Here is a 20,256-nt window from a genome sequence, read left to right on the forward strand (position 1 = left end):
AATCTTTGAAAAGGGCGAATCCCGAACTTCGGTTCAGGATTCGCCCTTTTTCTGTTGGGCTTAACTTTACGTTCACGTTCCGCGCCCACGATGCCTCACATGGGTACTGCTGCAATGCTCAGGGCCGCCGGTGTGGGCATCGGTGACGAGGTGATCGTCCCGGCCTTCGGGAACGTCGAGGTGGCCGAGGCCGTCACGCTGGTCGGCGCGCTTCCGGTGTTCGCCGACATAGACCCGTCCACCTACTGTCTGGACCCGGCCGCCGTGGAAGCGGCCGTAACGTCCCGTACCGCGGCCGTAGTTGTGGTGCACCGGTTCGGGCGGCGGGCGGACGTCGCGCGGTTGCACGTGATCGGGCGGCGCCACGAGCTGCTGGTGCTGGAGCAGGGGGAGTCCGAGGCGCCGTACGACGAGATGGCGCGGCGGCGGGAGCGGGCCGCTTACCTGGACGCGAGGTTGAAGGGGGTGCGGGTCCCCGATGGTGGTGACGCGCACAGCTATCAGCAGTACGTGGTGCGGGTGCCGGGCAACGGGCGGCCCGACCGGGACGCGTTCGCGCGGGCGTTGCGGGCTCGGGGCGTCGAGTGCCGGGTGCCGGTGAAGACGCCGGTGCACCGGCTGCCGGAGTTCCGGCGGTGCGTGGCGCTGCCCGAAACCGAGCGGGCCGCCGACGAGACGTTGGCGCTTCCGGTCGATGCGGCCCTGACCAAGCGGGAGTTGCAGCGGATCGTGTCCGCCTGCAACGCGCTCGGGGGACTGCTTCAGCCCGCTTTCTGAGCGGGCCGGGGCGGACCGGGAAGGAATTTGGGAAGCCGGGCCCGTTCGGGGTACGATCTTCTTGTTGCCGCGAGGGAAACCTCGAAAGGGACTAGCCCCCATAGCTCAGTCGGCAGAGCGTCTCCATGGTAAGGAGAAGGTCAACGGTTCGATTCCGTTTGGGGGCTCTGCGAGAAGAAAGGCCCCGCCCATTCGGGCGGGGCCTTTTCCGTGCCCTCAGTCGTGCTGGAGGCCGGGGACGCGCATGGCCAGGATCGCCATGTCGTCGGACGGGGCGTCGGCGGCGAAGCGTTCCACGGCGCGCATCACACGGGCCGCGACCGCTCCGGCCGTGAGGCCCGTGCAGGTGGTCAGCACGTCCGCGAGGCCGTCGTCGCCCAGCATGCGGCTGCCCTCGCGGCGTTCGGTGACGCCGTCGGTCACGCAGAGCAGGACGTCACCGGGTTCGAGGGTGACTGTCTGCTCGTACAGCTCCAGGTCCTCGATGACGCCCAGCAGGGGCTGGGGTTCGGCGGCGGCGGTGACCGTGCCGTCCTGGCGGAGCCGCAGCGGGAGCGGATGACCGGCGCAGACGACCTTCAGTTCGGCGCCGCCGTCGGGCCGGGTGCGCAGCTCGCCGTAGAGCAGGGTGAGGAAGCGGCTGCGGTCGCCCTCGTCGAGGATCGCGGAGTTGAGGCGTTCCAGGACGGCCGGGCCGGAGAGTCCCTCGCGGGCCAGCAGGCGCAGGGCGTGCCGGGCGAGGCCCGTGACGGCCGCCGCGTTGGGGCCCGTACCGCAGACGTCGCCGATGGCGAAGCCGTGGGCGCCGTTGCCGATGGGGAAGAGGTCGTAGAAGTCGCCGCCGACCTCGTTGCCCTCGCCTGCGGCACGGTAGATGACCTCGACCTCGACGCCGTCGATGGCGGGCATGCCGGGCGGGAGGAGGCTGCGCTGGAGGGCCTGGCTGATGGCCGTGCGCTCCGAGTACAGGCGGGCGTTGTCGAGGGCGAGGGCGGCCCGGCGGGAGAGGTCCTCGCCGAGTTCCAGGATCTCCTGGCGGAAGTGCTCGTCGGTGGGCTTGCCGAGGACCAGCATGCCGATGACACGGTTGCGCGCGACCAGGGGCAGGACGACGGTCTCGCCGCCGACGGCGGACGCCGTGGCGAGGGTGGGGCCGATGCCCGCCGAGAGCTGGTGCGTGGGGCCGCCCGCGAGGCCCAGGGAGCGCATCGAGGAGCGCAGGGCGGCCTTGTGGGCGACCTCGCCGGGCTCCAGCCAGACGCGGGCGCCGGGGGTGGGGACGGGGTCGGGCGGGGCGATCTTCGACAGCAACGACTTGATGCCGTCGATGAGTTCCTCGTCCTCGTGCAGAACGTACGACAGATAGGGGTCGGACGCCTGGTCGGCGATGGTGTACACGGCGCACCAGGTGGCCAGGGTGGGGACCGTCATCTGGGCCATCAGGGCCAGCGTCTGGTCACGGTCCAGGGTGCCGGCCAGCAGGTCGGACGCCTCGACGAGGAAGCTGAGCGAGCCGCGGCGCAGGCGTTCGAGTTCGCCGAGGCGGGCGGACTCCACGGCCAGGGCGATGCGGTCGGCGGCGAACTGGAGGCGTAGTGCCTCCTCGTTGGAGTAGCGGCCCGGCGCCTCGGCGGCGACGCCGAGGGAGCCGGTGAGGCGGCCCTCGACCTTGAGCGGGACGGTGACGACCGAGCGCATCCCGGTGCCGGAGAGCAGCGGGACGGCGCCGGGCACGGCGGAGAGGTCGTCGTGGACGGCGGGCATGCGGGCGGAGCCGTACCGGCCGGGGCCGGCCTCGACGGGGACGCGGGCGAAGCGCTGGCGGGCGGAGGGCAGGCCGGTGGAGGCGCGGACCTCCAGTTCCGTCTCGTCGTCGGTGGCGAGGAGCAGGAAGGCGGAGTCGCCGTCGAGCATGTCGCGGGCGCGTTCGACGGTGCGCTGGAGCAGGCCGTCGAGGTCGTCGGGGGCGGGGGAGCCGATGAACACCTCGAAGGGGTCGGCGCTCTGTCCGTCGGAGGAGGTGTTCTGGTCGCCCGCCGGGAGCCGGGAGGGGGTCTGGAGCACCGCGCGCTCGTGGTCGCGTACCAGCAGGCAGACCGTGGAGGGCTCGCCGCCGGTGTCGCGGACGCGCAGGTGGGAGGCGTAGACGGAGACGACCCGGCCGTCGGAGCCGCGGATGCCGTAGCTGCCCTCCCAGCGGGAGAACTGGAGGGCCTCGGCGATGCCGGTGCTGGTGCCGGGGGTGTGCGGCCAGGCGGCGAGGTCGGTGAGGGGCCGTCCGACGACGTGGTCGGCGGTGTGGCCGAACATTTCCTCGGCGTCCTCGTTCCAGGAGCCGACGGTGCCCGTGCGGTCGATCTGGAGGACGGCGACGCGGACCCGGCCGTCGGCGAGCGGGAGGAGGTCGGCGGGGAGGGAGGGTCCGGCGGTGCGGGTGCCCACGGGGCGTTCGGGCAGGTCGAGGTGGAACCAGACGCTCTTGTGGGTGGGGGTGTAGTCCACGCCCCAGCGGGTGGCGAGGGCCGCGCAGAGCTGGAGGCCGCGGCCTCCCTCGCGGTCGGGGCTGCCCATCGGCAGGGGGGAGGTCTGGACGGGTACCTCACGCTCGGGGTAGCGGTCGGAGACCTCGACGCGTACGCCGTCCTCGGAGCGGAGGCAGAGGACCTCGGCGTGGGTACCGGCGTGGACCACGGCGTTGGTGACCAGTTCGCTGGTGAGGACGACGGCGTCGTCCACGACGTCGGCGAAGCCCCAGCCCTGCAGGGTGTCGCGGACGAAGGAGCGGGCCGTGGCGACGGAGCGTCCGACGGGTTTGAAACTGGCGGCCGCGCGCGCGGTGATCACGGAACTCCTCGACCGGTTGTCGGCGTGCTGGGCTGCGGGGCCGTCCGGCTCGCGCCGCTGCCGCGGCATCCGCTCGTCCGTCGGCCTCGGTTCCTGGGGATGGTCCTCCCCGGAAATCAGTCCGGTGGTCATGGTGTGCGGCCGTCCCTCCGATGCCCGCTCGATCTGCTGCCGCCGTCCAGACCGGTCGGACGTGCGGCTGGACAGCCGCCGCCAAGGTTACTTACCTTCGCCGTCGCGGTGGAGGCCGGTCGGCGGAGTTCACGCCCCCGTGGTGTGCGGACGGTGTGCGAAGCTGCCGAACTGTTATGGCCTGGTTCGGCCGGGGTGAAACACTGGGCAGGCTTGTGACGAAGGTCCGGCCGGTCCGCGTGCGACGGCCGCAGGGTGGGCAGCAGCCCCGAGTGCGGGCGGTCGTGGTCCGGCGGGTATACCGAGCGGTAACGACGACGTGGGAACATCCGGCGTGCCGGGGGACCGGCGCACCGGTCCGGCGTGGCCGAGTGGAGCAGCAGTGACGGTCTACCCCTCCGGGAGGGACACAGTGGAGTCTGGCGCAGCGACGCGGGGCACGAAGGCGCGCGCGAAGGGCGGACCCTCCGTGGGCAGGGGCGGTGGCACGACGACCGTGGACACGGCTGCCCTGAACAGGCTGATGGCCGCGCTCGTGTCGATGCGTGACGGCAATTTCCGCAAGCGGCTCACGGTGTCCGGGGACGGCGTGATGGCGGAGATCGCGGCCGTCTTCAACGAGGTGGCGGACCGGAACCTGCATCTGACCGGTGAGCTGTCGCGGGTACGGCGCATGGTGGGCCGTGAGGGAAAGCTCACGGAGCGGCTGGACACGGGGGCCTGCGAGGGCTCGTGGGCGACGGCGATCGAGAACTCCAACGCGCTGGTGGACGATCTGGTCTGGCCGGTCTCCGAGGTCGGCCGGGTGCTGACGGCGGTCGCGGAGGGCGATCTGTCGCCGCGCATGGATCTGCGGACGCAGGCCCCGGACGGCACCGGGCATCCGTTGCGGGGCGAGTTCCTGAAGGTCGGCCGTACGGTCAACAGCCTGGTGGACCAGTTGTCCACGTTCACCGACGAGGTGACGCGGGTCGCCGTCGAGGTCGGCACCGAGGGCAAGCTCGGCGGGCAGGCACGGCTGCGGGGCATGTCGGGTTCGTGGAAGGACCTGACGGAGTCGGTCAACACGATGGCGAACCGGCTGACGGCGCAGGTGCGGGACATCGCGCATGTGACGACGGCGGTGGCGCGTGGTGATCTGTCGCGCAAGGTCACGGTGGACGTGGCCGGGGAAGTGCTGGAGCTGAAGAACACCGTCAACACGATGGTGGAGCAGTTGTCGTCGTTCTCCTCCGAGGTGACCCGTGTGGCCCGTGAGGTGGGCACTGAGGGCATTCTCGGCGGGCAGGCGCAGGTGCCGGGCGTGGCCGGGGTGTGGAAGGAGCTGACCGACTCCGTCAACACGATGGCGTCGAACCTGACGGGGCAGGTGCGCGGGATCTCGCAGGTGACGACAGCTGTCGCCAACGGCGATCTGTCGCAGAAGGTGACCGTTCCGGCGCGGGGCGAGGTCGCGCAGCTGGCCGAGACGATCAACCAGATGACCGAGACGCTGCGGATCTTCGCGGACGAGGTCACCCGGGTGGCCAGCGAGGTCGGCGCGGAGGGGCGGCTCGGCGGGCAGGCGAACGTGCCGGGTGTGGCGGGCATCTGGAAGGACCTGACGGACTCCGTGAACACGGTGTTCCGGAACCTGACCACGCAGGTGCGGGACATCGCCACGGTGACGACGGCGGTGGCGAGCGGTGATCTGTCGCAGAAGGTCACGGTGGACGTGGCCGGGGAGATGCTGGAGCTGAAGAACACCGTCAACGGGATGGTGGACCAGCTGTCGGCGTTCGGTGCCGAGGTGACCCGTGTCGCGCGGGAGATCGGTGTCGAGGGCGAGCTGGGCGGTCAGGCGCAGGTGTCGGGCGCGGCCGGAGCGTGGAAGGACCTGACGGACTCGGTCAACACGGCGTTCCGCAACCTGACCGGGCAGGTGCGGAACATCGCACAGGTGACGACGGCGGTGGCCAACGGCGACCTGTCGCAGAAGGTCACGGTGGACGTCTCCGGCGAGATGCTGAAGCTGAAGAACACCGTGAACACGATGGTGGACCAGCTGTCGAGCTTCGCCGACCAGGTGACGCGGATGGCGCGGGACGTGGGTACGGAGGGCCGCCTGGGCGGTCAGGCGCGGGTGAACGGGGTGTCGGGCACCTGGAAGGAGCTGACGGACTCCGTCAACTTCATGGCCGGGAACCTGACGTCCCAGGTGCGGAACATCGCGCAGGTGACGACGGCGGTGGCCAACGGCGACCTGTCGCAGAAGATCGACGTGGACGCGCGCGGGGAGATCCTGGAGCTGAAGAACACCATCAACACGATGGTGGACCAGCTCTCCGCGTTCGCGGACCAGGTGACCCGTGTCTCGCGGGACGTGGGCACCGAGGGGCGGCTCGGCGGTCAGGCGCAGGTGCCGGGCGTGGCCGGGGTGTGGCGGGACCTGACGGACTCGGTGAACGGCATGGCCGGGAACCTCACCGCGCAGGTCCGCAACATCGCGCAGGTGGCGACGGCGGTGGCGCGCGGTGACCTGTCGCAGAAGATCACGGTGGACGCCAAGGGCGAGATCCTGGAGCTGAAGAACACCCTCAACACGATGGTGGACCAGCTGTCCTCGTTCGCGGAGGAGGTCACCCGCGTGGCCCGGGAGGTGGGCACCGAGGGCATGCTCGGCGGTCAGGCGGAGGTGCAGGGTGTCTCGGGCACCTGGAAGGACCTCACGCAGTCCGTGAACTTCATGGCGAACAACCTGACGAGCCAGGTGCGCAACATCGCGGAGGTCACGACGGCGGTCGCCAAGGGCGATCTGTCGAAGAAGATCACCGTGGACGCCAAGGGCGAGATCCTGGAGCTGGTCACCACCGTGAACACGATGGTGGACCAGTTGTCGAGCTTCGCCGAGCAGGTGACGCGGGTGGCGCGCGAGGTGGGCACCGAGGGCATTCTCGGCGGTCAGGCGCATGTGCCGGGTGTCACGGGCATCTGGAAGGACCTGAGCAACAACGTCAACCTGATGGCCAACAACCTGACCACGCAGGTGCGGAACATCTCCCAGGTGGCGGCGGCCGTCGCGAACGGCGACCTGACGCGCCAGGTGACCATCGAGGCGAGCGGTGAGGTGGCGCAGCTCGCGGACACCTTCAACACGATGGTGCGGACGCTGAGTTCGTTCGCCGACCAGGTGACCAAGGTGGCCCGCGAGGTGGGCACGGACGGCATCCTGGGCGGTCAGGCGCACGTGCCGGGAGTGGCGGGCACCTGGAAGGACCTCACCGAGTCGGTGAACCAGATGGCGTCCAACCTGACGGGTCAGGTGCGGAACATCGCGATGGTGACCACGGCCATCGCCAAGGGCGATCTGACGAAGAAGATCGACATCGACGCCCGGGGCGAGATCCTGGAGCTGAAGACCACGATCAACACGATGGTGGACCAGCTGTCCTCGTTCGCGGAGGAGGTCACCCGGGTGGCCCGCGAGGTGGGCACGGAGGGCGCGCTGGGCGGTCAGGCGCGGGTGCGGGACGTGGACGGCACCTGGCGGGACCTGACGGAGTCCGTGAACGAGATGGCGCAGAACCTCACCCGGCAGGTGCGGGCCATCGCCCGGGTGGCGACCGCGGTGACCCGCGGCGACCTGAACCTGAAGATCGACGTGGACGCCTCCGGCGAGATCCTGGAACTCCAGGACTACATCAACAAGATGATCGCCAACCTGCGCGACACCACGATCACCAACAAGGAGCAGGACTGGCTGAAGGGCAACCTGGCGCGGATCTCGGCGCTGATGCAGGGACGCCGGGACCTCCAGGACGTGGCCTCGCTGATCATGAGCGAGCTGACCCCGGTGGTGTCCGCGCAGCACGGCGCGTTCTTCCTGACGATGCCGCTGGCCGAGGGGCAGGACCTCGCGGGTGCCTCGGAGGACGACTACGAGCTGCGGATGCTGGGCTCGTACGGCTACTCGATGGGTTCCATGCCGACGTCGTTCCGGCCCGGTGAGGGGCTGATCGGGACGGCGGCGGACGAGCGGCGGCCGATCCTGGTGGACCAGGCGCCGGTCGGCTATCTGAAGATCGCCTCGGGGCTCGGGGAGGCACCGCCCGCGCAGGTGATCGTGCTGCCGGTGGTGTTCGAGGGCAAGGTGCTGGGCGTGATCGAGCTGGCGTCGTTCACGCCGTTCACGCAGATCCAGCGGGACTTCCTCAACCAGATCGCGGAGATGATCGCGACCTCGGTCAACACCATCTCCGTCAACACCAAGACCGAGCAGCTGCTGAAGCAGTCGCAGGAGCTGACCGAGCAACTGCGGGAGCGGTCGGCGGAGTTGGAGAACCGACAGAAGGCACTCCAGGCGTCCAACGCCGAACTGGAGGACAAGGCCGAGCTGTTGGCCCGGCAGAACCGGGACATCGAGGTGAAGAACACCGAGATCGAGGAGGCCCGGCAGGTCCTGGAGGAACGTGCCGAACAGCTCGCGGTGTCCATGCGGTACAAGAGCGAGTTCCTCGCCAACATGTCCCACGAACTGCGTACGCCGCTCAACTCCCTGCTGATCCTTGCCAAGTTGCTCGCGGACAACGCGGACACCAATCTGACGCCGAAGCAGGTGGAGTTCGCGGAGACCATCCACGGGGCGGGGTCCGACCTGCTCCAGCTCATCAACGACATCCTGGACCTGTCCAAGGTCGAGGCGGGCAAGATGGACGTCTCGCCGACGCGGATCGCCCTCGTACAGCTGGTGGACTACGTGGAGGCGACGTTCCGGCCGCTGACCGCGGAGAAGGGCCTCGACCTGTCGGTGCGGGTGTCGCCCGAGCTGCCCGCCACCCTGCACACCGACGAGCAGCGGCTGCTCCAGGTGCTGCGGAACCTGCTGTCCAACGCGGTGAAGTTCACCGACTCCGGGTCGGTGGAGCTGGTGATCCGGCCGGCCGGGGCGGGTGTTCCGGCCGGTATCCGGGAGCAGTTGGTGGACACCGGGTCGCTCTCGGACCCGGACGCGCCGCTGATCGCGTTCTCGGTGACGGACACCGGGATCGGTATCGCGGCTAGCAAGATGCGGGTGATCTTCGAGGCGTTCAAGCAGGCGGACGGCACGACCAGCCGCAAGTACGGCGGCACCGGCCTGGGGCTGTCCATCTCGCGGGAGATCGCGCAGTTGCTCGGCGGTGAGATCCACGCGCAGAGCGAGCCGGAGCGCGGCTCCACGTTCACGCTGTACCTGCCGCTGCACCCGAGCCAGCTGCCCCCGCAGGGCTACCAGCAGGCGGTGGCGCCGATGGAGGCGGGCGAGCTGGTCGCGGCCTCCGACAGCGAGGGCGAGGTTCCCGCACTGGAGGCGGCGCCGCCGAGGATCGAGACTCCGGCCGAGGTGAAGTCGTACCGGGAGACGCAGAACGGTGCCGCCGCGCTGTTCCGGCGGCGTCGGCGGAGCATGCCGCCGCCGGAGCAGCGGCCCGAGCAGTGGGCGACCGTGGGGGAGCAGGAGGGCGCGCAGGCGCCGCCCCACGCGGAGCGGTTCTCGGGCGAGAAGGTGCTCATCGTCGATGACGACATCCGCAATGTGTTCGCGCTGACCAGCGTGCTGGAGCAGCACGGTCTCTCGGTGCTGTACGCGGAGAACGGCCGGGAGGGCATCGAGGTGCTGGAGCAGCACGACGACGCGGCCGTGGTGCTGATGGACATCATGATGCCGGAGATGGACGGCTACGCGACGACCACCGCGATCCGGCGGATGCCGCAGTTCGCTGGGCTGCCGATCATCGCGCTGACCGCGAAGGCGATGAAGGGCGACCGGGAGAAGGCGATCGAGTCGGGCGCCTCCGACTACGTCACCAAGCCGGTCGATCCCGATCACCTGCTGTCGGTCATGCGGCAGTGGATGGCGGGTGACTGATACCGGGCGATCCGGTGCGCGTGCCGCCCCCGGCGGACGCCGGGGGTGAGCCGCGTGGCAGGGTGCTGCCAGCGCCCCCGGTGCGGAGAAGTCCGGGGGAGGCCGGGATTCCGGGAACCTTCCCGCCGGCGCCCGCGTTTTCCGTGGTGTACGCAGTGACATCGCGGTGACAGGGTGTGGCGACGGTCGGGGTGCGGCTACGATGACCGGCACAAGGACGGGCGACGAAAGGGAGTCGTCCCCTGGGGCGGCGCCCGGTGTACCGCCGGGGCGAGGAGGGCGGGCCACAATGCAGAAGGCCAAGATCCTCCTGGTCGATGACCGGCCGGAGAATCTGCTGGCGCTGGAGGCCATCCTCTCTGCGCTCGATCAGACACTGGTCCGGGCATCGTCAGGGGAGGAAGCGCTCAAGGCACTGCTCACGGACGATTTCGCGGTCATTCTGCTGGACGTCCAGATGCCGGGCATGGACGGGTTCGAGACGGCCGCCCACATCAAGCGGCGCGAGCGGACACGGGACATCCCGATCATCTTCCTCACCGCGATCAACCACGGCCCCCACCACACCTTCCGGGGGTACGCGGCGGGCGCGGTGGACTACATCTCCAAGCCGTTCGACCCGTGGGTGCTGCGCGCGAAGGTCTCGGTCTTCGTCGAGCTGTACATGAAGAACTGCCAGCTGCGGGAGCAGGCGTCGCTGCTGCGCCTCCAGTTGGAGGGCGGCAAGGGCGGCGCGGTCGCGGGGAAGGAGCCCGCGGGTCTGCTCGCGGAGCTGTCGGCGCGGCTCGCGGCCGTGGAGGAGCAGGCGGAGGCGCTGTCCAAGCAGTTGGACGACGAGTCGGCGGACGCGGCGGCGGTCGCCACGGCCGCGCACCTGGAGCGCAAGCTCACCGGTCTGCGCCGTGCGCTGGACGCGCTGGAGCCGGGCACCGGACCGGGCCCGGTGGCCCCGCAGAGCTGAGGTACGGAGCCGGGCCCTGGCACCGACAGGGCCCGTTCCGCTCGGTGGTGAGGGCGCGTCAGTTCCGCGACCGGGCATCGGCGACACGAACGGGTGAAGCGTCGGGCACACGTGTCCCCCGTGGTCTCCCCCGGTAACCTCGCTCTCATGGCCTCACGTCCCTCGGCAGCCAAGAAGGCGCCCGCGAAGAAGGCGGTCGCTCCCGCGAAGGCTCCGGCGCGCAAGGCCGCCGCGCAGAGGGCCCCCGCCAAGCGGGCCCCCGCGAAGAGGGCCCCGGCCCGCAAGGCCGCTCCCGCCCGCCAGGCCCCCAGTCCCACCGGCGGTCTGTACCGGCTGGTGCGCGCCCTCTGGCTGGGCCTCGCGCACGCCGTGGGCGCCGTGTTCCGGGGCATGGGGCAGGGCGCGAAGAACCTCGACCCCGCGCACCGCAAGGACGGCGTCGCGCTGCTGCTGTTCGGTGTCGCGCTGATCGTCGCCGCCGGGACCTGGGCCGATCTGCGCGGCCCGGTCGGTGACCTGGTGGAGATCCTGGTGACCGGCGCCTTCGGCCGGCTCGACCTGCTCGTCCCGATACTGATCGCCGTCGTCGCCGTACGGTTCGTCCGGCACCCGGAGAAGCCGGAGGCCAACGGGCGGATCGTCATCGGGCTCTCCGCGCTGGTCGTCGGGGTGCTCGGCCAGGTCCACATCGCGTGCGGCTCGCCCGCCCGCGCCGACGGCATGCGCGCCATACGGGACGCGGGCGGCCTGATCGGCTGGGCGGCGGCGACCCCGCTGACGTACACCATGAGCGAGGTGCTGGCCGTACCCCTGCTGGTGCTGCTCACCGTGTTCGGGCTGCTGGTGGTGACCGCCACGCCGGTCAACGCGATCCCGCAGCGGCTGCGCGCCCTCGGCGTCCGCCTCGGCCTGCTCCCCGACCCGGCGGAGTACGAGACCACCGAGGACGACGAGCGCTACGACGAGCAGTGGCGCGAGGAGTTGACCCCGGCCCCCCGCAAGCGCCGTACCCCGCCGCTGGGTTACGGCCCGGAGGACGCCGAGGAGCAGGCGCTCGCGCAGCGGCGCGGACGCCCCCGGCGCTCGGCGGTGCCGCAGCCGGACATGCGGGGCCCGCTGGACGCCGTGGACGTCGCCGCCGCCGCTGCCGCCGCGCTGGACGGGGCCGTACTGCACGGCATGCCGCCGTCCCCGGTCGTCGCCGACCTCACCCAGGGCGTCACCGTGGGGGACCGCGAGGAGACCACCCCCGTGCCCGCCCCGGCCCCGGCACCCGGACCCGAACCGGAACCCGAGGCGCAAGAGCTGCCCGTTCCGGCGGCGCCCGCACCCACCCCGGCACCCGTGCCCGCCGCCCGGCCCAAGCTGGAGAAGCGGGAGGCGGGCAGCGTCCCGGACCTCACCAAGAAAGCCCCCGAGGAGCCCCGCGAGCTGCCCCCGCGCGCCGAACAGCTCCAGCTCTCCGGTGACATCACCTACTCGCTGCCCTCGCTGGACCTGCTCACGCGGGGCGGCCCCGGCAAGGCGCGCAGCGAGGCCAACGACGCGGTCGTCGCCTCGCTCACCCAGGTCTTCACCGAGTTCAAGGTGGACGCGGCCGTCACCGGCTTCACCCGCGGCCCGACGGTCACCCGCTACGAGGTCGAACTCGGGCCCGCCGTGAAGGTCGAGCGCATCACCGCGCTCACCAAGAACATCGCATACGCCGTCGCCAGCCCCGACGTGCGGATCATCAGCCCCATCCCCGGCAAGTCCGCCGTCGGCATCGAGATCCCCAACACGGACCGGGAGATGGTCAACCTCGGTGACGTGCTGCGGCTCGCGGAGTCCGCCGAGGACGACGACCCGATGCTGGTCGCGTTCGGCAAGGACGTCGAGGGCGGGTACGTCATGCACTCGCTGGCCAAGATGCCGCACATGCTGGTCGCGGGCGCCACCGGCTCCGGCAAGTCGTCCTGCATCAACTGCCTGATCACCTCGATCATGATGCGGGCGACCCCGGAGGACGTCCGGATGATCCTGGTGGACCCCAAGCGCGTCGAACTCACCGCCTACGAGGGCATCCCGCACCTCGTCACCCCGATCATCACCAACCCCAAGCGGGCCGCCGAGGCGCTCCAGTGGGTGGTCCGCGAGATGGACCTCCGCTACGACGACCTCGCCGCCTACGGCTACCGGCACATCGACGACTTCAACCGCGCCGTCCGCGAGGGCAGGGCCAAACCGCCGCTCGGCAGCGAGCGCGAGCTCCAGCCGTACCCGTACCTGCTGGTGATCGTGGACGAGCTGGCCGACCTGATGATGGTCGCGCCGCGTGACGTGGAGGACGCGATCGTCCGCATCACCCAGCTCGCGCGGGCCGCCGGTATCCATCTGGTGCTCGCCACGCAGCGCCCCTCGGTGGACGTGGTCACCGGCCTGATCAAGGCCAACGTGCCCTCCCGGCTGGCCTTCGCCACCTCCTCGCTGGCGGACTCGCGGGTCATCCTCGACCAGCCCGGCGCCGAGAAGCTGATCGGCAAGGGCGACGGCTTGTTCCTGCCGATGGGCGCGAACAAACCGACCCGTATGCAGGGCGCGTTCGTGACCGAGCAGGAGGTCGCGGCCGTCGTCCAGCACTGCAAGGACCAGATGGCGCCCGTCTTCCGCGACGACGTCACCGTGGGCACCAAGCAGAAGAAGGAGATCGACGAGGACATCGGCGACGACCTGGACCTGCTGTGCCAGGCCGCCGAACTGGTCGTCTCCACCCAGTTCGGCTCGACCTCCATGCTCCAGCGCAAGCTGCGCGTCGGCTTCGCCAAGGCGGGCCGCCTGATGGACCTCATGGAGTCCCGGAACGTCGTCGGCCCCAGCGAGGGCTCCAAGGCCCGCGACGTCCTCGTCAAGCCCGACGAACTGGACGGCGTGCTGGCCGTCATCCGCGGGGAGTCCGCGGGCTGAGCCCCCCCCGGCAGGCGGGCCGGGCCCGCCGCACCGTCCCACGAGCCACCCGGCGTGTCGCTGTTACGCCGGGTGGCTCAGTGCCGTGACCGACCCGTTGCCGGGACCGGGGCAACCGTTTCCCTTTGCCATACGTCCAGTTGAGGGACAGGACAGCTACGGATCTCCAACCGGGGTATGTGTCTGTCCCACCATCGGATTGTCCTAAGGCGTACGAACGCCACCACCCGGTCGCTCCACCCCGCGGCTCCCCCCTAGACTGAACTCCCAGCACAGGCGGCTTAAACGCTCGAAAGGCGCCCCCGTGTCCATCGGCAACTCCCCTGAAGACGAGCGTCCGTTCGAGGACGCGTCCGAGGAAGCCCGTCCCTCCGTGGGCAGCGCGCTGCGACAGGCGCGCATCGCTGCCGGGCTCACCGTTGACGACGTCAGCAGCGCCACCCGTGTCCGCAGCGGCATCGTGCACGCCATCGAGGGCGACGACTTCGCGCCCTGCGGCGGCGACGTCTACGCACGCGGGCACATCCGCACCCTCGCCAAGGCCGTCAACCTCGACCCGGAACCCCTGCTCGCGCGCTTCGAGTCCGAGCACGGCACCCGCACCGCACCCACCCACGCCGCCCCCCTCTTCGAGGCGGAACGTATCCGCCCCGAGCGGCGCGGCCCCAACTGGACCGCGGCGATGGTCGCCGCGATCGTCGCCGTCGTCGGATTCGTCGGCTTCACCGCGTTCAAGGGCGGTGACGGCGGCAACGACGCGAAGTCCCAGCTCGCCGGTGGCACCTCCGCCACGCCCAGCCCGTCCGCCACACCCAGCGGCACCCCCGACAAGCCCACCGCACCCGCCACCGAGCCCGGCGACAGCGCCATCGCCGCCGCGCCCCAGGACAAGGTCACCGTCCGGGTCAGCGCGCCCGACGGACGCAGCTGGATCTCCGCCAAGGACCACAACGGGCGGATGCTCTTCGACGGACTGCTGAAGAAGGGCGAGTCCAAGACCTTCCAGGACAGCACCAAGATCAACCTGATCCTCGGTGACGCCGGAGCGATCCAGCTCTACGTCAACGGCAAGAAGATCGAGGACACCTTCCAGCCCGGCTCCGTGCAGCGGCTGACCTACACCAAGGGCGACCCCGAGGCCGGCTGAACCGGCCCCCGCGGGCGCTCGTACGAAGGGGTTGGCCGTGCGCGGCCAACCCCTTCGACATGGGCGGGCGGCCGGACAACGTAGTCTTGAGCCCATGCCTGAACGCCGTACCGTCGCACTCGTCACTCTCGGCTGCGCCCGTAACGAGGTGGACTCGGAGGAGCTGGCAGGCCGTTTGGAGGCGGACGGCTGGCAGCTCGTCGAGGACGCCGCCCAAGCGGATGTCGCCGTCGTGAACACCTGTGGCTTCGTGGAAGCCGCCAAGAAGGACTCCGTGGACGCCCTCCTGGAGGCCAACGACCTCAAGGGCCACGGGAGAACCCAGGCCGTCGTGGCAGTGGGCTGCATGGCCGAGCGGTACGGCAAGGAGCTGGCCGAGGCGCTGCCCGAGGCCGACGGCGTACTCGGCTTCGACGACTACTCCGACATCTCCGACCGCCTGACCACCATCCTCTCCGGCGGCGTGCACGCCTCCCACACCCCGCGCGACCGCCGCAAGCTGCTGCCGATCAGCCCGGCCGAGCGGCAGGAGTCCGCCACCGCCGTCGCGCTGCCCGGCCACGGCCCCACCGACCTGCCCGAGGGCGTCGCCCCCGCCTCCGGTCCGCGCGCGCCGCTGCGCCGCCGTCTGGACGGCTCGCCCGTCGCCTCGGTCAAGCTCGCCTCGGGCTGCGACCGCCGCTGCTCGTTCTGCGCCATCCCCTCTTTCCGCGGCTCCTTCATCTCGCGCCGCCCCAGCGACGTACTGAACGAGACGCGCTGGCTGGCCGAGCAGGGTGTGAAGGAGGTCATGCTGGTCTCCGAGAACAACACCTCCTACGGCAAGGACCTGGGCGACATCCGGCTGCTGGAGTCGCTGCTGCCGGAGCTGGCCGAGGTGGACGGCATCGAGCGGGTGCGGGTCAGCTACCTCCAGCCCGCCGAGATGCGGCCCGGCCTGATCGACGTGCTCACCTCCACGCCGAACGTCGTGCCCTACTTCGACCTGTCCTTCCAGCACTCCGCGCCCGCCGTCCTGCGCTCCATGCGCCGCTTCGGCGACACCGACCGCTTCCTGGAGCTGCTGGACACCATCCGCTCCAAGGCGCCCCAGGCCGGTGTGCGCTCCAACTTCATCGTCGGCTTCCCCGGCGAGAGCGCGGCCGACCTCGCGGAGCTGGAGCGCTTCCTGAACGGCGCCCGCCTGGACGCGATCGGTGTCTTCGGCTACTCCGACGAGGACGGCACCGAGGCGGCCACGTACGACAACAAGCTGCCCGAGGACGTCGTCGCGGAGCGCCTGGCGCGGGTCTCCCGGCTCGCGGAGGAACTCGTCTCGCAGCGCGCCGAGGAGCGCGTCGGGGAGACCGTGCACGTCCTCGTGGAGTCCCTGGACGGCGAGGACGGCGTGTGCGGCCGGGCCGCGCACCAGGCGCCCGAGACCGACGGGCAGGTGCTGCTCACGAGCGGCGCGGGCCTGGCCGTCGGCCGTATCGTCGAGGCCAAGGTGATCGGCACCGAGGGCGTGGATCTCGTCGCGGAGCCGCTGACGGGCCCGCTCGCGGGCCGTGAGGAGACGGCCGGATGACCGGAGTCCCGGCCTCCGCCGGGGGCGGTGCCACCGGCGGCAAAGGCGCTCGGGGCTCCGCCGCCGAGGGGGCGGCCGGTACGGATTCCGGGCGGCCGGGTGCGTCCGGCGCGTCCGCTGCTTCTGGCGCCTCGGGTGCCTCTGGTGTCTCTGGTGCGGGGGCGGGCTCGGCGGCCGGTGCGGGCTCCGGTGCCGCTGGTCGTACGGGCTCCGCTTCCGGTGCGGGCTCCGGTGTCGCGGGCGGTGGGGAGTCCGCTGGTGCGGTGGGCGCGGGCGGGCCGGACGGGACGCGGCATCCGCGCGGTGCGAAGATCGCCGCCGCCGCCGTCAACCAGGCGAGCGTCTGGAACGTCGCCAATCTGCTGACGATGCTGCGGCTGCTGCTGGTGCCGGGATTCGTCGCGCTGATGCTCGCGGACGGCGGCTACGACCCCGCCTGGCGCTCGCTGGCCTGGGCGGCCTTCGCCATCGCCATGATCACCGACCTGTTCGACGGCCATCTGGCCCGCACCTACGACCTGGTCACCGACTTCGGCAAGATCGCGGACCCGATCGCGGACAAGGCGATCATGGGCGCCGCGCTGATCTGTCTCTCCGCGCTGGGTGATCTGCCCTGGTGGGTGACGGTCGTCATCCTCGGCCGGGAACTCGGCGTCACGCTGCTGCGTTTCCTGGTCATCCGGTACGGCGTGATCCCGGCGAGCCGGGGCGGCAAGCTGAAGACGCTCACCCAGGGCGTGGCCGTGGGGATGTACGTCCTGGCGCTGACGGGCTGGCTGGCCACCCTCAGGTTCTGGGTGATGGCCGCCGCCGTCGTGCTGACCGTGGTCACCGGGCTCGACTATGTGAAACAGGCCATGCTGCTGCGGCGAAGGGGAATCGCCGAGCGGGCAAGGGCGTTGGAGGAGACGAAAGCGTGAACTCTCCGGCCACCGAACTCGTGCGGCTACTGACAGTGAGGGGTGAGACCCTCGCCGTCGCGGAGTCGCTGACCGGTGGTCTGGTCGCGGCGGAGATCACGGCGGTGCCCGGTGCGTCCCGCGCCTTCCGCGGCTCCGTCACCGCCTACGCCACCGAGCTGAAGCACCGCGTCCTCGGTGTGGACGCCGATCTGCTGGCCCGGCGGGGCGCGGTGGACGCGCAGGTCGCGGCGGAGATGGCGGCCGGTGTGCGCACCGCCCTGTCGGCCGACTGGGGCATCGCCACCACCGGTGTCGCCGGTCCCGACCCGCAGGACGGACAGCCCGTCGGGACGGTCTTCGTGGCCGTTTCCGGGCCGCCGGACGCCACCGCCGAGCGCGCCGGAGGCGGAAAAGTGGCCGCACTGCGGTTGAACGGCAGCCGTACGGAAATCCGTATGGAGAGTGCACGGAGCGTGCTCGCCCTACTCCTCGCGGAACTGGCGGGCGAACAGACCGGGAATCAGCGGGCACAGGATACGGAACGGAACGGGGGGTTTTGATGTTTGCAGCCCAGAGTGAACACGACATCGCTCCCCGCACGGCCGCGGCGCGAGGCGGTACGGTGGGGCGAGAAGGATGCGGCTACGCGGTCCGAGGAGGGAGCCACCGATGATTCTGCTCCGTCGCCTGCTGGGTGACGTGCTGCGTCGGCAGCGCCAGCGCCAGGGCCGTACTCTGCGCGAAGTCTCCTCGTCCGCCCGAGTCTCACTCGGCTATCTCTCCGAGGTGGAGCGGGGGCAGAAGGAGGCGTCATCCGAACTGCTCTCCGCGATCTGCGACGCGCTGGACGTACGGATGTCGGAACTCATGCGGGAGGTCAGCGACGAGCTGGCACTCGCCGAACTGGCCCAGTCCGCCGCCGCCACCGAACCCGTCCCCACGCCGGTCCGTCCGATGCTGGGTGCCGTCTCGGTGACCGGTGTCCCGCCGGAACGGGTGACCATCAAGGCCCCCGCCGAGGCTGTGGACGTGGTCGCGGCCTGAGGGGCGCGCTTGTGAGCGTGGTCGGACAGCCCCGCGTGGTCTGACCGGTTGGATGTGCGGAACCCCGTCCGGGGCCCAGGGAACTGGGGCTTGGGCGGGGTTCTCGTCGTTGAGGGGTGTGCGCGGGCGGGATTCTCCGGAGACCTGGGTGATCGGGTGGGCGTGGGGTGTCGGGGTGGGCGCCCCGAATGGCTCTGTTCCGGTGTGCATGCGTTTGCCGGGGTACGGGGGGCCGGTCATCGTGGGGGAGGAATGCGGCCGGAGTACGACCGCGCAGAGCCTCCGGAGGTAGCGGATGAACGTCGTCAAGAGCTCCCTGCCCGACGCCGACCTGAAGATCGTGGCCGAGGCCCTGCAGAGTGCCCTGGTCGATCTGATCGACCTGTCGCTGGTCGCCAAGCAGATCCACTGGAACGTGGTCGGGCCGCGCTTCCGTTCCATCCATCTCCAGCTCGACGACGTGGTCACCTCCGCGCGCGCCCACTCCGACACGGTGGCCGAGCGGGCCTCCGCCCTCGGTATCTCGCCCGACGGCCGCGCCGGTACGGTCGCCTCCGGCAGCGGTCTCGGCGCCGTCGAGCCCGGCTGGACCAAGGACACGGACGCGGTCGGCGCGATGGTGCGGGTGCTGGCCGCCGCCATCACCCGGATGCGCGAGCGGATCACGGCCACCGATGAGCCCGACCCGGTCTCCCAGGACATGTTCATCACTATCACGGCCGACCTGGAGAAGCATCACTGGATGTTCCAGGCGGAGAACCAGTGAGCGCCCGCGCGTGTCGGGCCGACGAGTGGGGCGGATAGCAGGCCGGGGGGCCGTGCTGGTGCTGGGTGCCGTCTGGTGGTGGGCCGCGCTGCGACTCGCGCTCGGGCACGGGGCCGGGGTGGAGGGCGCGGTCGTCCTCGCGGGGTGGGGGCTGAGTGTGCTTCCGGTGCACTGTGTCGCCAAGCGGGAGGCCGACGGGGCGTTGGTGGCCGGGCGGTGGCGGGCGGCTTGGCGGGTGGGGGCGGTGGCGGACCGGCAGGGGTAGGCAGGGGTAGGGGGCGGAGCGGGTGCGTTTCGGTTCCCGGCCGGGGCCTCGCGGGGTGGTCGGGGTCAGCGGGCCGTGCGGCGCCGGGACGGGCCGTAGAGGTGGCGTTCGCGCCAGTGCTGGGGGGCGGTAGGGGGCGGGGTGGGGCCCTTTTGGCAGTGGGGGCACCAGTAGGTCGGGCGTTCCTGGGAGCCGTCGCCCTGATCGGCCACGCGGATCGAGGTGCCGCAGCGGAGGCAGGGGCGCGGGGTGCGGCCGTAGACGAAGAGGTCCGGGGGGCGGTTCAGGCCCGTGGTGCGGCGGATCGGATTGTCGCGGTTGGCTTCCAGCAGCCTCTTGGCGAGGCCGGGGAGGCGGGTGGCGCGGTCTTCGGGGAGCAGGCCGACCGGCAGCCACGGGGTGACGCCGAGGAGATAGCACAGCTCGCTCTTGTAGACATTGCCGATCCCGGCCAGGTTGCGCTGGTCGAGCAGGGCCTCGCCGAGCTGCCGGGCGGGGTCGGCGCGGAGGTTGGCGAGGGCGAGTTCCGGGTCCCAGTCGGCGCCGAGGAGATCCGGACCCAGGTGACCCACGGCGCGTTCCTCCTCCGGGGTGGGCAGGAACTCCAGCACCGGCAGGCGGTAGCCCACGGCGGTGCGGTCCCCGGTGCTCAGGACGACGCGGATCTGGTGCGCCGCGCCGCCCCGCCAGGGCTCACCGGGGGCGTACACCTTCCACGCGCCCTCCATGCGGAGGTGGGAGTGCAGAGTGAGGCCGCCCTCGAAGCGGGTCAGCAGGTGCTTGCCCCGCGCCACGGTGTCGAGGAGCGTACGGCCCCGGAGGTCCACCGTGGCGTACTTCGGCACCCGGAAGTCCGTCACCGTCAGCACCTTGCCCGCGAGGGCTTCGCGCAGCCGTCTCGCCGCCTGCCAGACCGTGTCTCCTTCGGGCATGGGTCCAGCGTGCCACGTGGTGGGGGGTGGGGCAGCCGCATGACCGACGCCGACGAACTGCGCCGCCGCACACAGGAGTTGCTGGCGGACCC

Annotated in this window: 13 protein-coding genes and 1 tRNA gene; 12 read left to right on the forward strand and 2 right to left on the reverse strand. The window is 71.1% G+C overall.

Annotated features, from left to right (window positions below; all coding sequences use genetic code 11):
* Positions 1 to 114: 114 nt before the first annotated feature.
* Both KUM39_RS26770 and KUM39_RS26775 read left to right on the forward strand, forming a co-directional pair.
* Positions 115 to 777, forward strand: coding sequence for a DegT/DnrJ/EryC1/StrS family aminotransferase (locus KUM39_RS26770; RefSeq protein WP_217788372.1), 663 nt, complete (start codon positions 115 to 117; stop codon positions 775 to 777).
* Positions 778 to 871: 94 nt separating this feature from the next.
* Positions 872 to 944: transfer RNA gene (locus tag KUM39_RS26775), tRNA-Thr, on the forward strand.
* Positions 945 to 993: 49 nt separating this feature from the next.
* On the opposite strand, the gene KUM39_RS26780 is transcribed toward KUM39_RS26775, so the two are convergent.
* Positions 994 to 3,753, reverse strand: coding sequence for a SpoIIE family protein phosphatase (locus KUM39_RS26780; RefSeq protein ID WP_217788361.1), 2,760 nt, complete (start codon positions 3,751 to 3,753; stop codon positions 994 to 996).
* Between the two features lie 412 nt (positions 3,754 to 4,165).
* Between KUM39_RS26780 and KUM39_RS26785 the strand changes: the two genes are divergently transcribed.
* The 10 genes from KUM39_RS26785 to KUM39_RS26830 all read left to right on the forward strand — a co-directional run bounded on the left by KUM39_RS26785 (position 4,166) and on the right by KUM39_RS26830 (position 19,232).
* Positions 4,166 to 9,637 (forward strand): HAMP domain-containing protein, encoded by a 5,472-nt coding sequence (locus KUM39_RS26785; protein ID WP_217788362.1) that lies wholly within the window; start codon positions 4,166 to 4,168, stop codon positions 9,635 to 9,637.
* A gap of 289 nt (positions 9,638 to 9,926) precedes the next feature.
* Positions 9,927 to 10,598 (forward strand): response regulator, encoded by a 672-nt coding sequence (locus KUM39_RS26790; RefSeq protein WP_217788363.1) that lies wholly within the window; start codon positions 9,927 to 9,929, stop codon positions 10,596 to 10,598.
* 147 nt (positions 10,599 to 10,745) lie between these two features.
* Complete coding sequence (locus tag KUM39_RS26795) at positions 10,746 to 13,541, forward strand: DNA translocase FtsK (protein ID WP_217788364.1); 2,796 nt, start codon at positions 10,746 to 10,748, stop codon at positions 13,539 to 13,541.
* A gap of 304 nt (positions 13,542 to 13,845) precedes the next feature.
* Positions 13,846 to 14,688: a helix-turn-helix domain-containing protein gene (locus tag KUM39_RS26800; RefSeq protein ID WP_217788365.1), complete on the forward strand. Its 843-nt coding sequence runs from the start codon at positions 13,846 to 13,848 to the stop codon at positions 14,686 to 14,688.
* A gap of 94 nt (positions 14,689 to 14,782) precedes the next feature.
* Positions 14,783 to 16,255 carry a 30S ribosomal protein S12 methylthiotransferase RimO gene (gene rimO / locus KUM39_RS26805; RefSeq protein ID WP_217788366.1) on the forward strand — a complete coding sequence of 491 codons (1,473 nt, stop codon included), beginning with the start codon at positions 14,783 to 14,785 and terminating at the stop codon, positions 16,253 to 16,255.
* The gene (pgsA, locus tag KUM39_RS26810; protein WP_217788367.1) at positions 16,252 to 17,175 is read left to right on the forward strand and encodes a CDP-diacylglycerol--glycerol-3-phosphate 3-phosphatidyltransferase; all 924 of its coding nucleotides are present in this window, start codon (positions 16,252 to 16,254) and stop codon (positions 17,173 to 17,175) included. The genes rimO and pgsA overlap by 4 nt, the downstream gene beginning before the upstream one ends.
* Positions 17,172 to 17,717 carry a CinA family protein gene (locus KUM39_RS26815; RefSeq protein WP_217788368.1) on the forward strand — a complete coding sequence of 182 codons (546 nt, stop codon included), beginning with the start codon at positions 17,172 to 17,174 and terminating at the stop codon, positions 17,715 to 17,717. Before pgsA ends, KUM39_RS26815 begins: the two co-directional genes overlap by 4 nt.
* A gap of 109 nt (positions 17,718 to 17,826) precedes the next feature.
* Positions 17,827 to 18,201 (forward strand): helix-turn-helix domain-containing protein, encoded by a 375-nt coding sequence (locus KUM39_RS26820; RefSeq protein ID WP_217788369.1) that lies wholly within the window; start codon positions 17,827 to 17,829, stop codon positions 18,199 to 18,201.
* Between the two features lie 295 nt (positions 18,202 to 18,496).
* On the forward strand, positions 18,497 to 18,967 hold the full coding sequence (locus KUM39_RS26825; protein WP_217788370.1) for a Dps family protein: 471 nt from the start codon (positions 18,497 to 18,499) through the stop codon (positions 18,965 to 18,967).
* Positions 18,968 to 18,977: 10 nt separating this feature from the next.
* Positions 18,978 to 19,232 carry a hypothetical protein gene (locus tag KUM39_RS26830; RefSeq protein WP_308288255.1) on the forward strand — a complete coding sequence of 85 codons (255 nt, stop codon included), beginning with the start codon at positions 18,978 to 18,980 and terminating at the stop codon, positions 19,230 to 19,232.
* 65 nt (positions 19,233 to 19,297) lie between these two features.
* Here the strand turns inward: KUM39_RS26830 and KUM39_RS26835 are convergent, their stop codons facing one another.
* Positions 19,298 to 20,164, reverse strand: coding sequence for an Fpg/Nei family DNA glycosylase (locus KUM39_RS26835; protein WP_217788371.1), 867 nt, complete (start codon positions 20,162 to 20,164; stop codon positions 19,298 to 19,300).
* Positions 20,165 to 20,256: the final 92 nt, after the last annotated feature.

It is taken from the genome of Streptomyces corallincola, from assembly GCF_019104725.1.
In the GTDB taxonomy this organism is placed as follows: domain Bacteria; phylum Actinomycetota; class Actinomycetes; order Streptomycetales; family Streptomycetaceae; genus Streptomyces; species Streptomyces corallincola.

What these genes read in the sequence shown, in the direction of transcription:
- KUM39_RS26770 (WP_217788372.1), top strand. Translation starts at nt 115, where the DNA reads ATGCTCAGGGCCGCCGGTGTGGGCATCGGTGACGAGGTGATCGTCCCG.
- KUM39_RS26780 (WP_217788361.1), bottom strand. Translation starts at nt 3,753, where the DNA reads ATGACCACCGGACTGATTTCCGGGGAGGACCATCCCCAGGAACCGAGG.
- KUM39_RS26790 (WP_217788363.1), top strand. Translation starts at nt 9,927, where the DNA reads ATGCAGAAGGCCAAGATCCTCCTGGTCGATGACCGGCCGGAGAATCTG.
- KUM39_RS26795 (WP_217788364.1), top strand. Translation starts at nt 10,746, where the DNA reads ATGGCCTCACGTCCCTCGGCAGCCAAGAAGGCGCCCGCGAAGAAGGCG.
- rimO (WP_217788366.1), top strand. Translation starts at nt 14,783, where the DNA reads ATGCCTGAACGCCGTACCGTCGCACTCGTCACTCTCGGCTGCGCCCGT.
- pgsA (WP_217788367.1), top strand. Translation starts at nt 16,252, where the DNA reads ATGACCGGAGTCCCGGCCTCCGCCGGGGGCGGTGCCACCGGCGGCAAA.
- KUM39_RS26820 (WP_217788369.1), top strand. Translation starts at nt 17,827, where the DNA reads ATGATTCTGCTCCGTCGCCTGCTGGGTGACGTGCTGCGTCGGCAGCGC.
- KUM39_RS26825 (WP_217788370.1), top strand. Translation starts at nt 18,497, where the DNA reads ATGAACGTCGTCAAGAGCTCCCTGCCCGACGCCGACCTGAAGATCGTG.
- KUM39_RS26835 (WP_217788371.1), bottom strand. Translation starts at nt 20,164, where the DNA reads ATGCCCGAAGGAGACACGGTCTGGCAGGCGGCGAGACGGCTGCGCGAA.